The following is a 12,204-nucleotide window of genomic DNA, read 5'->3' on the forward strand; positions in this document are numbered from 1 at the left end:
ACGTAGGCCACCCGACCGCGCGTGTTACAAAACGGCGGGGACCGGCGTCCAGTGCATGAGGCAGGTCGAGCACAGACAGGCGGGAGCCGGGGATGAGCGAGCACAGGGAACGGACCGCGGGCACGGCCGAGCCCGCGGACCCGGTGGACTCCGCCACCGAGGTGTTCGTCGCCCACCGCAACCTGCTGTTCACCGTCGCCTACGAGATGCTCGGCTCGGCCGCCGACGCCGAGGACGCCTTGCAGGAGACCTGGCTGCGCTGGGTGGACGTCGATCCGTCCACCGTGCGGGAGCAGCGCGCCTACCTGGTGCGGATCGTCACCCGGCAGGCGCTGGACCGCCTGCGCATGCTCGGCCGGCGCAAGGAGTCCTACGTCGGTCCGTGGTTGCCCGAGCCGCTGCTGACCACGCCGGACGTCGCCGAGGACGTCGAGCTGGCCGACAGCGTCTCGATGGCGATGATGCTGGTGCTGGAGACGCTCCAGCCCACCGAGCGGGCGGTGTTCGTGCTGCGCGAGGTGTTCGGCCTGGACTACGACGAGATCGCCGAAGCCGTCGGCAAGAGCCCGGCCGCGGTCCGCCAGCTCGCCTATCGGGCGCGGACGCACGTCGCCGCGCGCCGACCGCGCGGCACCGTCTCCCCGGCCGAGACCCGAGCGGCCCTCCAGGCCTTCCAGCGAGCGGTCGAGACCGGCGACCTGCAAAGCCTGCTCGACATCCTCGCACCGGACGTCGTGGCCCTGAGCGACGGCGGCGGAGTCAGACACGCCCTGCTGCGGCCCATCGTCGGCGCGGACAAGGTGGCCCGACTGATGGCCGCGGGCTGGTGGAAGCGCGACGCCAGGAGGTCGGTCGAGCTGGTGCAGGTCAACGGCGGCCCGGCGCTGCTCGTCCGGGTCAACGGTGAGATCGACGGCGTGGTGGCGGTGCGGGTCGAGGGCGGCTGCGTCACCGGCGCCTACCACGTCCGCAACCCCGAGAAGCTGTCCCGTGTGGAACAGGAGACCACCCTGAGCCGCTGAGGCCCGAACAGCCCACGCCCTCACCGGGCACCGGCCCGCCGTGCAGAATGGCTGCGGGGCGCGGTCTCAGCCGGTCACATCCAGATGTACTCCTCGGCGATGGCGCCGTCCTGCCACCTCGCCACGGTCACCATCCGGCCGCCGCCCTCGAATTCCCCGACCACGCAGGTCCATTCGCCGGACCCGAACCGGATCGGGTGGGACGCGATCTGTACGGGCTCGCCACCGGTCTTCGCGATCATCGCCTTCATGGCGTCGACATGCTCCCCGATGCCGTGGGTCGGCGGTTGGCCCTTGAGATCCACGAGGACGTCGTCGGTGTGGTAATGGGAGAACACGCCGCCCCAGTCGGCACCGTTCCACCCTTCGAAGTCGAGTTCGTCCATACCGTTGAGATTGCGAGTCACCGTTTCGTCGGCCATGGTCCCAGACTCCTTCCCTGCTCTGGGTCTCCTGTCTCGCTGCTCCTTTGACCGCCGGGGCGGAAACCGCCAAATCCGCTGGAGCCGCCGTGGCCCGGTAAACCCTGCCCCCGCCCGGCGTCCGGTAAAACCACGGGAGCGTCATCTCCACGACCGCGGCGAGAGGCCGGAATGCGAGAGCGTTCGCGACGTCCCAGGTACGCGGCGGACGAAGGCGTGGGGTTAGCACTACCCCGGTTGGCGTCCTGGGCCTACGGCCCGGCGAGGCCTCCAGGTCGAGCATTGATGGCATCGGCCGTCGGGAAGCGCCCGGCTTCGGCCGCACTGAGGAGTGATGGGTCATGAGCGGGTCCAGGACTCGAACCATGGCGCTGTTCGCCGCGCTCGCACTCGCCGGGACGCTCGCCCCCGCGATGCCGGCCCGCGCCTTCGCCGGGCACCGGCCCGCCGTGCAGAGGATCCGGTCCTCCGGGACGACGGAACTGACCTCCGGCTGGGCGATCCGGTCGTCCGCGGACACCGGCGACACCGGCGCCGAGATCTCCAAGCCGGACTACTCGACGAAGGGCTGGCTGCCGCTGTCCCGGCCCGGGACGCTGATGGCGGGCCTGCTGGAGAACGGCCGCTACCCGAACATCTTCCACAACGACACCATGGCGAAGGTCCCGGCCAAGCAGTTCGACGTGAACTGGTGGTACCGCGAGCAGTTGACCGTCCACCCCCGGAAGGGCGGCCGCACGTTCCTGGTGATGAACGGCGTCTCCGGAAAGGCCGACCTCTGGATCAACGGGAAGAAGATCGCCGGAGGCGCGCGGTTCCAGGGCTCGTACGCCCGGCTGGAGTACGACATCACGCCCCACGTCCGGGACGGGGCGAACGCCATCGCGCTCGACGTCTCCCGCAACGACGCCGACATCACCAGGTTCGACACGCCCATGCGGTACCTGACCCAGAACCAGGTCGACTGGAACCCGATGGCGCCCGACCAGAACACCGGTCTGCAGTACGCGCCGCAGATCGTCCAGGAGGGCCCGGTCTCGGTCCGCGACGCGCACGTCCTGCAGGACGTCGCCCGCGACCTTTCCACCGCCGACCTGACCGTCAAGGCCGACGTGCGCAACAGCACCGGAACGGCGCAGCGGGTGTCGGTGTCCGGCACGGTGGCGCACGGCTCCACCCGCATCGCCTGCGAGGCCACGGTCACGGTGCCCGCGCACGCGACCCGCACGGTCGCGATCAGCCGGGCGGACTGCCCCGGCCTGCACCTGGAGCGCCCGGCCGTGTGGTGGCCGTACCAGATGGGCGACCAGCCGATGTACCACCTCGCACTGGACGCGTCCGTGGGAGGAACGGTGTCCAGCGCCGCCGCCGAGGACTTCGGCGTCCGGACGGTGACGTCGCGGCTCACCAAGCCCGTCCCGGGCAAGACCCACGGCAAGGACGGCTACCGGCAGTTCATCGTCAACGGCAAGCCGCTGGTCATCCGCGGAGCCGGATGGTCGCCGGACCTCTTCCTGCGCTACTCCCCGTCCAACGTCTCCCACCAGATCTCCTACATCCGGAACATGGGCCTGAACGCGGTCCGGTTCGAGGGCAACTTCCCGCCCGACGACATGTTCGCCCAGCTCGACCGGGCGGGCGTCCTCGCCATGCCGGGCTGGCAGTGCTGCGCCCTCTGGGAGGGCAGGTCGTCGACCTGGTCGGACGACGTCAAGGCCAACGCGTCCAACCAGGCGGCCACGATGGCGGAGCGGCTCCGCGACCACCCGAGCGTCTTCACCTTCTTCCAGGGCAGCGACGACGCGCCCGACCCGGAGAAGGAGGCCCTCTACCTGAAGGCGTTCGAGGAGGCCGACTTCCGGCTCCCGCAGGTCGCCGCGGCGGAGTACAAGTCGTCGCCGAAGCTCGGGCCCGCCGGCGCCAAGGAGGGCGGCTACAACTACTTCCCGCCGAGCGCCCTGTGGAACAACAGGCGGGAGACCGTCAACACCGACGACCCGACGCTCAGCATGACCGGCAGCGCCTGGGGATTCGACACCGAGGTCAGCACCGGGAACACCATCCCGACGCAGGACTCGCTGAACCGCTTCCTCCCCGCGGACGAGCAGAAGAAGATCTGGGACCCGGCGACCGCGCAGGGCCAGACCGCCGGCCAGGACATGTACCACACGTTCTTCTACTCCGACTACACGCGCCTGTCCCGGATGGGCGTCTACAACACCCCGCTGTGGCACCGGTACGGCCCCTGGAAGGACGCCGGTTCCTACCGGAAGACCGTCCAGCTCGGCCAGTACGAGGTCACCCGCGCGCAGTTCGAGTCGTACATCGGCAACTCCACCGACAAGGCCAACCCCAGCACCGGGATCATCTACTGGATGCTGAACAAGGCGTGGCCGTCGCTCCAGTGGAGCATGTACGGCTCCGACTTCGACCAGCCGGGCGTCTACTTCGGCGCGAAGAAGGCCAACGAGCCGGTGCACGTCATGTACGACTACGACGACGGCTCCGTCAAGGTCGCCAACCTGACCGGCGCCCGCCAGGACGGCCTGCGCGCCACCGCGCAGATCATCGACCTCGACGGCCGGGCCCGCGCCACCGCCACCGCGCCCGTCGCGTCGCTGGGCAGCCAGGACGTGCGGACCGTCCTGCGCCCGAAGGTCCCGGCCGGGATCTCGAAGACCTACTTCGAGAAGCTCGTCCTCACCCGCGGCTCCAAGGTCGTCAGCCGCAACGTGTACTGGCTGTCGACGAAGGCCGACAAGGTCGACTGGCCGAAGACGCACGCGCCCGGCCAGTACACCCCGTCCAACGGGTTCGCGGTCTTCCAGAAGGACGGCTACGCCGACCTGACCGGCCTGCGCGCCCTCAAGCCCGCCGACATCAAGGTCCAGGCCACCACCCGCCGCGAGGGCGGCGAGACGGTGACGAGCCTGACGATCCGCAACGTCGGCCACGGCGGCGCCCCGGCCCTGTTCACCCGGGCCGACCTGTTCGCCGGCGGCAAGCAGGTGCTGCCGATCCGCTGGAGCGACAACGACATCACGCTCTGGCCCGGTGAGCGGCAGACCATCACCGCCCGCTACTCCGGCACGTCCGCGAAGCCCGACGTCCGCGTCAACGGCTTCAACGTCCCCGACCAGACCCGCCGCGCAAGCTGACCTCCGCCCCGAAGGCCGGACGGCACCCCCGTCCGGCCTTCGCGCATCCAGGCCCGTGCGCCTCAGTCGAAGGTGGTGGAGATCTCGTGCCAGCCGCCGGGAACGAAGGCGGTGGCTTCGTCCGGCCCCCAGGTGCCTTTGGCGTAGGGGAGGGGCCGGGCGGGGAGGTCGAGGACGGGCTGGACGATGCGCCAGGACTCTTCAGCCAGGTCGAAGCGGACGAATCGTCGGGGGTCGCCGGTCACGGCGTCGGTGAGGATGCGCTGGTAGGCCGCCTCCATCGGGCCCAGGACCCTGGTGAAGTCCACGCTGAGCGGGACTTGCCGGGTGCTGTTGCGTCCGGGGACCTTGGCGAGCAGGTCGAATGTGACCCCCGCGTCGGGCTGGATGCGGAAGCGGATCAGATTGGGCTCCGGGGCGCCGTCGAAGTACGTGATGGGCGGGGTGCGGAGTTGGGCGACCACTTCCAGGTCGGTGGTGCCCAGTGCCTTGCCGGAACGGATGTAGAACGGGACGTCGGCCCAGCGCCAGTTGTTGATGCGCAGGCGCATCGCCGCGTAGGTCTCGGTGGTCGAACCCTCCCGGACGCCCTCGGTGGCGAGGTAGCCGTCGTACTGGCCGCGGACGACATCGCCGGGCGCGAGGGTCTCGACGGCGCGCAGCACCCGCCACTTCTCGTCGATGAAGGCGCGTGCGTCGGTCGACGGCGGCGGGTCCATGGCCAGGAGCGCGAGGATCTGCAGAAGGTGGTTCTGAACGACATCGCGGATCGTACCGTTGGCGTCGTAGAACGAGCCGCGGTCGGCGACGTCGAAGTCCTCGGCCATGGTGATCTGCACGTTGTCGACGTGGTGACGGTTCCAGATCGGCTCCAGGAGCATGTTCTCGAACCGGAACATCAGCAGGTCCTCGATCGGCTCCTTGCCGAGGAAGTGGTCGACGCGTCTCAGATGGTCCTCGTCGAAGAACTTCAGCAACTCGGCGTTCAACGCCCGCGCCGACTCCAGGTCCTTGCCGAACGGCTTTTCGACGACCATCCGGGCGTTCCTGTTCAGGCCGACCTCGGCCAGGCCCCCCGCGACCGTCGCGAACAGCGAAGGAGGAACCGCCAGGTAGTGAGTGAGGAATCCCGCGTCGCCGACCTCGCGACGGATCGCGTCGAAGGTGGCGCCATCGGTGTAGTCGCCCGCGACGAGCCGCAGGTTCCCTGCGAACTTCTCGAACGCCGCGTCGTCCACCTCGTCGTACTTGGCCTCGCAGGCCTCACGGGCCCGACTTCGCAGCCCGGCCAGGTCGAGGTCGGTCTTGGCGACCCCCACGATCGGCTGGTCCAGCACCCCGTCCGCCGTCAGCCGGTACAACGCCGGCAGCAGCATCTTGTACGCCAGATTCCCGGTGATCCCGAACAGCACCAACGCGTCGGCCCGCTCCATCGCCGGCCCCCTTTCCGTCGGCTCACAGCTTGCCGTCCCGGCCATCCGGCGAACAAGCGTCCCGCGGGTCGCATAGTGCTCGGTCATCACGTGCGCGGAGATTCGTGCGACTCCTCAAGCGGGCCACGTCGGATTCAGTAGAGCAGTCCCGGGGTCAGGGCGGCCGCCGCGGTGGCGAGGAACACGATCCCGCCGACGATGTCGCGGGAGCCCACCCGCAGATGGGCGATGATCGCGCCGATGAAGTACAGCACGAGGCCGGAGGCGGCACCGTTGATGACCGCGCCGAGGATGCTGACAGTGGCGTAGGCGACGAACACGACTTCTCCGGTTCTGTGGGGGCAGTGTTGCTCGGCACCCCGTTGCGGTGTGCCGTTCTCCTGGATGACGAGTCGGCAACTCGATGTGCGCAGCCTGATCTGCGGTTCGGCTGGGACGCGGGTCTCGCTGCGGGCGGCCATGGGGGCTGAGAAAGATCCCGGTGCGATCCCCTCGGCCAGTTCCTGATCACCGGCGACGGTGTGCGGCAATCTCGAACGGTCATCGGGTCTGCTGGTCCATCTGGTCGCGCAGTTCCCGCTCGGTCAGCTCCTCGACCGCGCCGACCTGGGCGTAGCCGACCGCCTCACCGAGGTCGGCCTGGCTCCAGCCCCTGGCCTTTCGGATCTCCTCCATCAGGGCTGGCACATCGCAGGTGGCGAGGGCCTGACTCACGTCGGCCACGGCGGCGCCCCGGCCCTGTTCACCCGGGCCGATCTGTTCGCCGGCGGCAAGCAGGTGCTGCCGATCCGCTGGAGCGACAACGACATCACGCTCTGGCCCGGTGAGCGGCAGACCATCACCGCCCGCTACTCCGGCACGTCCGCGAAGCCCGACGTCCGCGTCAACGGCTTCAACGTCCCCGACCAGACCCGCCCCGCCGCCTGACCCCGGCACGAAGGCCAGGTGGAGTGCCCGATGTCGCGACCGACCGCACGGGGCCGCAGGGTCCGTCACGGCGTTCGCGTCGCCGCGGGTCAGCGGGCGCCCGCGCCGTGCAGCAGGGTGTCGACCACCACGTCGGCGGCCTGCGCCGGGCTCAGCTCGGGCAGTTCCTCCGCGGCGTGCAGCATCAGCGGCGGAAGAAGCGACGCCACCCAGCCGTGGGGCAGGTCGGCTCGCAGCAGGCGCTCCTCAGTGGCGCGCTGGAGGAAGGCGTCGATCGCCTCGACGAGGGGCCGGCGGCGCTCCTGGATCGTCTTCTCGTGGAGCATGCGGCTCGTCTCGACCGGCCATTCGCGGTTGACCGCGATGATCCCTTCGACGAAGCGGTGGAGCGCGACGGCTACGGGGGCCTCGCGGAGCCTGGCGGCGGTGACGGCCTTCTCCACCGCGTCGTACCGGGCGCGGTACACGGCGAGGAGCAGCTCCTCGCGGGAGGCGAAGCGGCGGTAGACGGTGCGCCGGTCCACTCCGGCCGCGGTGGCGATGGCGGCGATGCTCGTCGAGGGGTCGTCGGCCAGCAGGCGTGCGCCTGTGTGCAGGACGAGCTCCAGGTTGCGTGCCGCGTCTGCTCTCATCTGCCCAATATACCCAGCGGAGGTGCACATCCTGAAAATATTGACACAGCACAGATGAGGCTCATAGATTAAGTGTCACAGAGATGAGGCAGTTCTGATCATGTCCCGCCCTCCCGGCGAAGGGGGGCGGATCCCGGTGGTGGCCGGCTGCCGGCATCCATGACGACGAGAGGGGAGAGGACCCATGGCGAGGACATGGTTGATCACTGGGGCGTCGCGGGGCTTCGGGCGCCGCCTCACCGAGGCCGTGCTGGAGGCGGGCGACCAGGTCGTCGCCACCGCGCGGCGCCCGGAACAGCTGGACGACCTGGTGGCCCGGTACGGCCGGCGGATGAGGCCGGTCGCGCTGGACGTGACCGACGCTGCCGCCGCCGCCCGCGCGGTGAAGGAGGCCACCACCGCCTTCGGCGGCCTGGACGTGGTCGTCAACAACGCCGGTTACGCCAACAGCGCGCCGATCGAGGAGATGGCCGAGGACGACTTCCGCGCCCAGATCGAGACCAACCTCTTCGGGGTGGTGAACGTGACGCGGGCCGCACTCCCCGTCCTGCGCGCGCAGCGTTCGGGAACCTTCGTGCAGTTCTCCTCCATTGGCGGACGCGTGGGCGGCACCCCCGGAATGGGCGCCTACCAGACGGCGAAGTTCGCGGTCGAGGGCTTCTCCGAGGTGCTGGCGAACGAGGTCGCGCCGTTCGGCGTGAAGGTCGTCATCGTCGAGCCGGGCGCGTTCCGCACCGACTGGCAGGGCTCGTCCATGCGGCTCCACCCCGTCGGCCCCGACTACGAGGAGACGGTCGGCGCCGTCAACCGCTTCCGGCAGGACGGCGACGGCGAGCAGCCGGGCGACCCGGCCCGCGCGGCCAGGGTCATCATCGAGGTGGTCGGCGCCGACGACCCGCCGCGCCGGCTCGTTCTCGGCGGCGACGCGCTCACGCTCGCGCGGAAGGCCGCCGAGGCCCGCGCCGCCGAGACCGAGGAGTGGGCCGCCGTGAGCCGCTCGACCGACTTTCCCGCCGCTGAGCGCTGACGTTCGAAGTCGAGGACCCGGTCGCCGAAGGCTGCCGCGCTCTGCCGCGGACCCGCTGCCGTCCCGGGGCGTAGCCCTCGCGCTCCGCGGCCAGTTCGACCACGGTAAAGACGACCGAACGCAACAAGGCGAGAGAAGTGTCCACTTCTCTCGCCTTGTTGTGGTGCGTCCGAGGACGGACCAAGCCCGTCCCCCCAATCGGCTACCCCCTACGCGCCGCCCCACCGTTCCCGGCGACGCCGTAACACCGCAGCGTGGCTTGCTCCCGAACGCGTTCAGCCCTGCCCTGAACGCCGGTCACGTCAGACCGGTTCCAGAACGTCCCCGGACACTCTCTCGATGATGTGGATGATGAGGCGCGAAAGGTCGCCGCAGTAGACGGACGGGTTCAGGTAGCCGACTCCGGACTTGTAACGGTGCGCGTAGAGTCCGCCACCGCAGATATCGCGGATCGGGCAGGCCTGGCACGTGTCGCAGAGCGCATCCGCGCCGATTTGGCGGGCGATCACGCCTGGCTGGCGCAAGAGCTCGTCGAACGAGTCGCTGGACACGTGATGGCCGGTCGCGGCGGCTCCGTTGAAGGCCGACTTGAGCTGGTGGCAGAAGTCGATCGAGCCGTTGGTGTCGATGGTGAGCGATTGGAAAGGCGAAAGGCCAACGGTCTCCGCGCGGCTGCGGCCACCGAGGACAAGGTTGATGATCTCGTCGAACAGACGGATCGACGTGGGCTTCACCGGAGCCTCGTACCAGCGGTCGAAGATCGGGATGAGCCAGTCGGCGTAGGGCGTGGTATCCGAGTCGCCGCCCCAGGCCGGTGGTGGCTGGGTCCAGTTCCCGTGCGGGAGCAGGAAGTCCACCATGGGCGGCTCGTGGCTGATGAGCGAATCGTAGACGTCGATCGGATCGTTCGCGACGTCTATCGTGCACAGCAGGCCGGAGAACAGGTCCCGATACTCCTCGGAACGCAGGGCGTTGAGGCCGCGAACGGCCGCGTCGTAACTGCCACGACCGTTCGCGTACTTACGGTGCCGATCGTGAGCTTCCTGGCCTCCGTCCATGCTGACGAGGGCGCGGATCCCGCACGCGCGCATCAGCCGCAGGTTCTCCGGGGTGAGGAGGACCGCGTTCGTGGTCATGCGGAGGTCGAGTTCGATGCCGGGCGGCGTCTCCGCTCGGAAGCGCTCGGTCAGATAGGTGATCAGTTCAGGGCCCGCCATGAGCGGTTCTCCGCCGTGCAGCACGACCTTGGCGACGGATATGTCATCCGCATGGGTGCGCATGTGCTCACCAAAACGGGTGGCGCCGTCGTCCACCGTGGCCTTCGACATGTTGGCCGGGTTGTCTTTCCAGCTGTCGTCGGACATCTCGTAGACGTAGCAGTAGTCGCATGAGAGGTTGCACCTGCTGTGCACCTTCATGACGAACTCAACAAAGGGCATCGGCTGCCACTGCGGATCCGCCAGGACGCTTTTCACGAGATCTTTCGCCGGCCACTCAGGACATTTGGCGCCTGGGCTCACATTTGAGCTCACCCGGACCAGAGGGAGTTCCTTCATTTCAACCGCCCTTGCCCTTGACTTCCGAGCGGGGAGGCTGTGCGATGACGGCACTCGGACACCGCGCAGCCTCCCCTTTTTCGACCCTGAATTATCAGCTGTTGAACGCGGAGGTCGGCGTTACGGAACCGTCGTCACTGGTCACGTGGGCGACCGCGGAGTCCAGCGCGCTGGAGCCCGAGTCGGCCGAGGCGGCGGATGCGGCCATTGCCAGCGCGGCCGTCGCGGCGGCGGTGGCCGCCGCGAGAGCCGCTGCGCGACGCAGTTGGTCCAGTTTGGAGTTGTCGGTCATGTGGGCGCCTTTCCGTCCGGCGAAATGATCTCTCTGAGATTAAGGGTGATCATCCACGTAAATCTATTGGCAATGATTTACATAAGATCCCGTCGACATGCTCAAGAGATTGCCGGGACGCTGGTCGGCGCATCAGGCTTCGCCTGAGTCGACTGGTGGTTGGTTTAAATAAGATCGAAGCGGGTATAAAAACCTGCCGAGTTGCGGGCGTTGCGGTCTCGATATGCCGGCGAGTTTTACTCTGTGAGATCTATTCGGACAGCAGAGACTTCCAGGCATGAACGGCACGGGCAGGCAGGCGTGCGGACACATCGGAATTCCCCGAAACATGCGTACGGCCTGCGGCGCCCGCAGCGCTGAGCGCATTCTCGAATGGTGAGATGGCCGGGGAGGGCGGGCATGTCACAGAGTGATCGCGGCGTGACGTGTCGCCGGGCGGAGATGCCACGAGGCTCCGCAGGACGGCGATTGCTCAGATCATCTCGCCCGACGGAGCCTCGTTGCCCGTGCCGGCTGCCATGCCGTCCACGCCGTCCACCATCCCCGGGTGCCCTGCGAGGTCATCGAGCCCGAGAACACCGGTGGGGCGTCCGGCCTTGGTGAACCCCCCGCCGGGGATGCCGGGGAGAGCCGTTCGGCGGGAGGGACGGCGAGCCTGCGGCAGGTGTGGGCACAGATTGGTGATCCGCGTGATCCGCGCGGGCGCCGTCATTCGCCGGTGGTGATGTTCGCGCTGGTCCAGGCTGCTGCCACGGCCCCGCATCCCCGACACCCTCTGCCGGCCCCTGGCGCAGGTGGATGCCGCCGAGGTCGACGCGGCCTACGCCCCGTTACCGGGCGTCTTGCCGTTCGGGCATTGCCCGCCACCGCGCCCGCGCCCTGCACATGCCGGTCATAGCCCGGATGAGCGGTCAGCTCGGCCTCCAGCGCGCGCTCCAGCACCGCTTTGACCGGCTCGCCCGGCATCGAGCCTGCCCGGTGAGGCGCAGCCCGCCGGGCCCCCGAAGAACGGGGGTGCTTCACCCACTGATCACTTGCTCCTCGGCAAGATCACTTTCCACGCCTGAGCGAATACCCTCTTCGGGTCTCCTCGGGCAAGGAGTTTCGCCGGCTGGGCCATCTCGGTGGGTGGGTCGATCATCGGCCGGTCGAGCAGTTCGTCGATGCCGGCTTGTGAAGATGATGCTTCTTGGCGATTGCTGGATCGAATACGACTACTCGCGGGTGACCTGTCTGGAGGACTGCCTCAGATACGTCATCGCCACATGGGGCCTGGTAGGCGCCCGCGAAGAATTGTTCAACGAGTACCGCGGCGACCTGCGCGAACCTCTGCGCCACGCTGCCGCCCGAGTCTCGACGATCTTGTCGGCCATGTGACCTGACATCGGAGGCTCGGGCTGAAGATGACATACAACCCCGACTTGTGGAAGCCAGGGGCGTCCCGGCTTCCGCAAGGCTTAATGATCTGTGTCCGAGGGGCGACCACAACCATTTGCACATGCCCACCGCCACCCTGATCGGCGACGTCTACCGCGTCCCGGTGGGATAGCTATCCGCCTGCCTGTCGCAGCAATATCCCGGCCCGTACGCGGCGTGACCGTGTACGGGCCCAACGCTATCGAAAGTGCCCGGCCTGAGCACCAACTGGCTCCAAAGACGCGGAATAGATCTCCCCGCGCCGGTTCGAATCAGGTACAGGGGACCACGCGCATGGCTGCCCGCACAACCCCGCCGC

At 68.6% G+C, this 12,204-nt stretch carries 13 protein-coding genes and 1 pseudogene; 5 read left to right on the forward strand and 9 right to left on the reverse strand.

The features are described 5' to 3' along the window. Positions 1 to 92: 92 nt before the first annotated feature. Positions 93 to 1,022: an RNA polymerase sigma-70 factor gene (locus ACQEU6_RS31775; protein ID WP_499336722.1), complete on the forward strand. Its 930-nt coding sequence runs from the start codon at positions 93 to 95 to the stop codon at positions 1,020 to 1,022. Between the two features lie 74 nt (positions 1,023 to 1,096). Here the strand turns inward: ACQEU6_RS31775 and ACQEU6_RS31780 are convergent, their stop codons facing one another. Then, positions 1,097 to 1,444, reverse strand: coding sequence for a hypothetical protein (locus ACQEU6_RS31780; RefSeq protein ID WP_499336724.1), 348 nt, complete (start codon positions 1,442 to 1,444; stop codon positions 1,097 to 1,099). A 341-nt stretch (positions 1,445 to 1,785) separates the two neighbouring features. Between ACQEU6_RS31780 and ACQEU6_RS31785 the strand changes: the two genes are divergently transcribed. Next, a complete protein-coding gene (locus ACQEU6_RS31785) occupies positions 1,786 to 4,602 on the forward strand; it encodes a glycoside hydrolase family 2 protein (protein WP_499336725.1) in 2,817 nt (938 codons plus the stop codon). Positions 4,603 to 4,664: 62 nt separating this feature from the next. Here the strand turns inward: ACQEU6_RS31785 and zwf are convergent, their stop codons facing one another. From zwf to ACQEU6_RS31800, 3 genes are all read right to left on the reverse strand, one after another. After that, positions 4,665 to 6,035: a glucose-6-phosphate dehydrogenase gene (gene zwf, locus ACQEU6_RS31790; RefSeq protein WP_499336727.1), complete on the reverse strand. Its 1,371-nt coding sequence runs from the start codon at positions 6,033 to 6,035 to the stop codon at positions 4,665 to 4,667. Positions 6,036 to 6,169: 134 nt separating this feature from the next. Further along, positions 6,170 to 6,565, reverse strand: coding sequence for a hypothetical protein (locus ACQEU6_RS31795; RefSeq protein WP_499336729.1), 396 nt, complete (start codon positions 6,563 to 6,565; stop codon positions 6,170 to 6,172). Between the two features lie 10 nt (positions 6,566 to 6,575). Next, positions 6,576 to 6,710: a hypothetical protein gene (locus tag ACQEU6_RS31800; RefSeq protein WP_499340613.1), complete on the reverse strand. Its 135-nt coding sequence runs from the start codon at positions 6,708 to 6,710 to the stop codon at positions 6,576 to 6,578. A 30-nt stretch (positions 6,711 to 6,740) separates the two neighbouring features. Here ACQEU6_RS31800 and ACQEU6_RS31805 point away from each other — a divergent pair, with 30 nt between their 5' ends. Continuing rightward, positions 6,741 to 6,962 (forward strand): hypothetical protein, encoded by a 222-nt coding sequence (locus ACQEU6_RS31805; protein ID WP_499340405.1) that lies wholly within the window; start codon positions 6,741 to 6,743, stop codon positions 6,960 to 6,962. 89 nt (positions 6,963 to 7,051) lie between these two features. Here the strand turns inward: ACQEU6_RS31805 and ACQEU6_RS31810 are convergent, their stop codons facing one another. After that, positions 7,052 to 7,594, reverse strand: a complete 543-nt coding sequence (locus tag ACQEU6_RS31810) for a TetR/AcrR family transcriptional regulator (protein ID WP_499336731.1) — start codon at positions 7,592 to 7,594, stop codon at positions 7,052 to 7,054. A gap of 184 nt (positions 7,595 to 7,778) precedes the next feature. Here ACQEU6_RS31810 and ACQEU6_RS31815 point away from each other — a divergent pair, with 184 nt between their 5' ends. Then, the gene (locus tag ACQEU6_RS31815) at positions 7,779 to 8,621 is read left to right on the forward strand and encodes an oxidoreductase (RefSeq protein WP_499336733.1); all 843 of its coding nucleotides are present in this window, start codon (positions 7,779 to 7,781) and stop codon (positions 8,619 to 8,621) included. Between the two features lie 302 nt (positions 8,622 to 8,923). Here the strand turns inward: ACQEU6_RS31815 and ACQEU6_RS31820 are convergent, their stop codons facing one another. The 4 genes and pseudogenes from ACQEU6_RS31820 to ACQEU6_RS31835 form a co-directional block, all read right to left on the reverse strand. Next, a complete protein-coding gene (locus ACQEU6_RS31820; protein ID WP_499336735.1) occupies positions 8,924 to 10,096 on the reverse strand; it encodes an FxsB family cyclophane-forming radical SAM/SPASM peptide maturase in 1,173 nt (390 codons plus the stop codon). Positions 10,097 to 10,271: 175 nt separating this feature from the next. Next, the gene (locus tag ACQEU6_RS31825) at positions 10,272 to 10,469 is read right to left on the reverse strand and encodes a hypothetical protein (RefSeq protein ID WP_499336736.1); all 198 of its coding nucleotides are present in this window, start codon (positions 10,467 to 10,469) and stop codon (positions 10,272 to 10,274) included. 472 nt (positions 10,470 to 10,941) lie between these two features. After that, positions 10,942 to 11,181, reverse strand: a complete 240-nt coding sequence (locus ACQEU6_RS31830) for a hypothetical protein (protein WP_499336738.1) — start codon at positions 11,179 to 11,181, stop codon at positions 10,942 to 10,944. 128 nt (positions 11,182 to 11,309) lie between these two features. Beyond that, a pseudogene (locus ACQEU6_RS31835) lies at positions 11,310 to 11,470 on the reverse strand (IS256 family transposase); the annotation flags it as partial. A 172-nt stretch (positions 11,471 to 11,642) separates the two neighbouring features. Between ACQEU6_RS31835 and ACQEU6_RS31840 the strand changes: the two are divergent. Continuing rightward, entirely contained in the window at positions 11,643 to 11,846 is a 204-nt protein-coding gene (locus ACQEU6_RS31840) for a hypothetical protein (protein WP_499336740.1), read from the forward strand. The last annotated feature ends 358 nt before the right edge of the window (positions 11,847 to 12,204 follow it).

This window comes from Spirillospora sp. CA-108201, from assembly GCF_050936235.1.
Taxonomy (GTDB): domain Bacteria; phylum Actinomycetota; class Actinomycetes; order Streptosporangiales; family Streptosporangiaceae; genus Spirillospora.

Bases quoted from the DNA above. Each gene is read 5' to 3' on its own strand.
- ACQEU6_RS31810 (WP_499336731.1), bottom strand. From the start codon at position 7,594: ATGAGAGCAGACGCGGCACGCAACCTGGAGCTCGTCCTGCACACAGGC.
- ACQEU6_RS31800 (WP_499340613.1), bottom strand. From the start codon at position 6,710: ATGGAGGAGATCCGAAAGGCCAGGGGCTGGAGCCAGGCCGACCTCGGT.
- ACQEU6_RS31775 (WP_499336722.1), top strand. From the start codon at position 93: ATGAGCGAGCACAGGGAACGGACCGCGGGCACGGCCGAGCCCGCGGAC.
- ACQEU6_RS31815 (WP_499336733.1), top strand. From the start codon at position 7,779: ATGGCGAGGACATGGTTGATCACTGGGGCGTCGCGGGGCTTCGGGCGC.
- ACQEU6_RS31830 (WP_499336738.1), bottom strand. From the start codon at position 11,181: ATGACGGCGCCCGCGCGGATCACGCGGATCACCAATCTGTGCCCACAC.
- ACQEU6_RS31780 (WP_499336724.1), bottom strand. From the start codon at position 1,444: ATGGCCGACGAAACGGTGACTCGCAATCTCAACGGTATGGACGAACTC.
- ACQEU6_RS31785 (WP_499336725.1), top strand. From the start codon at position 1,786: ATGAGCGGGTCCAGGACTCGAACCATGGCGCTGTTCGCCGCGCTCGCA.
- ACQEU6_RS31825 (WP_499336736.1), bottom strand. From the start codon at position 10,469: ATGACCGACAACTCCAAACTGGACCAACTGCGTCGCGCAGCGGCTCTC.
- zwf (WP_499336727.1), bottom strand. From the start codon at position 6,035: ATGGAGCGGGCCGACGCGTTGGTGCTGTTCGGGATCACCGGGAATCTG.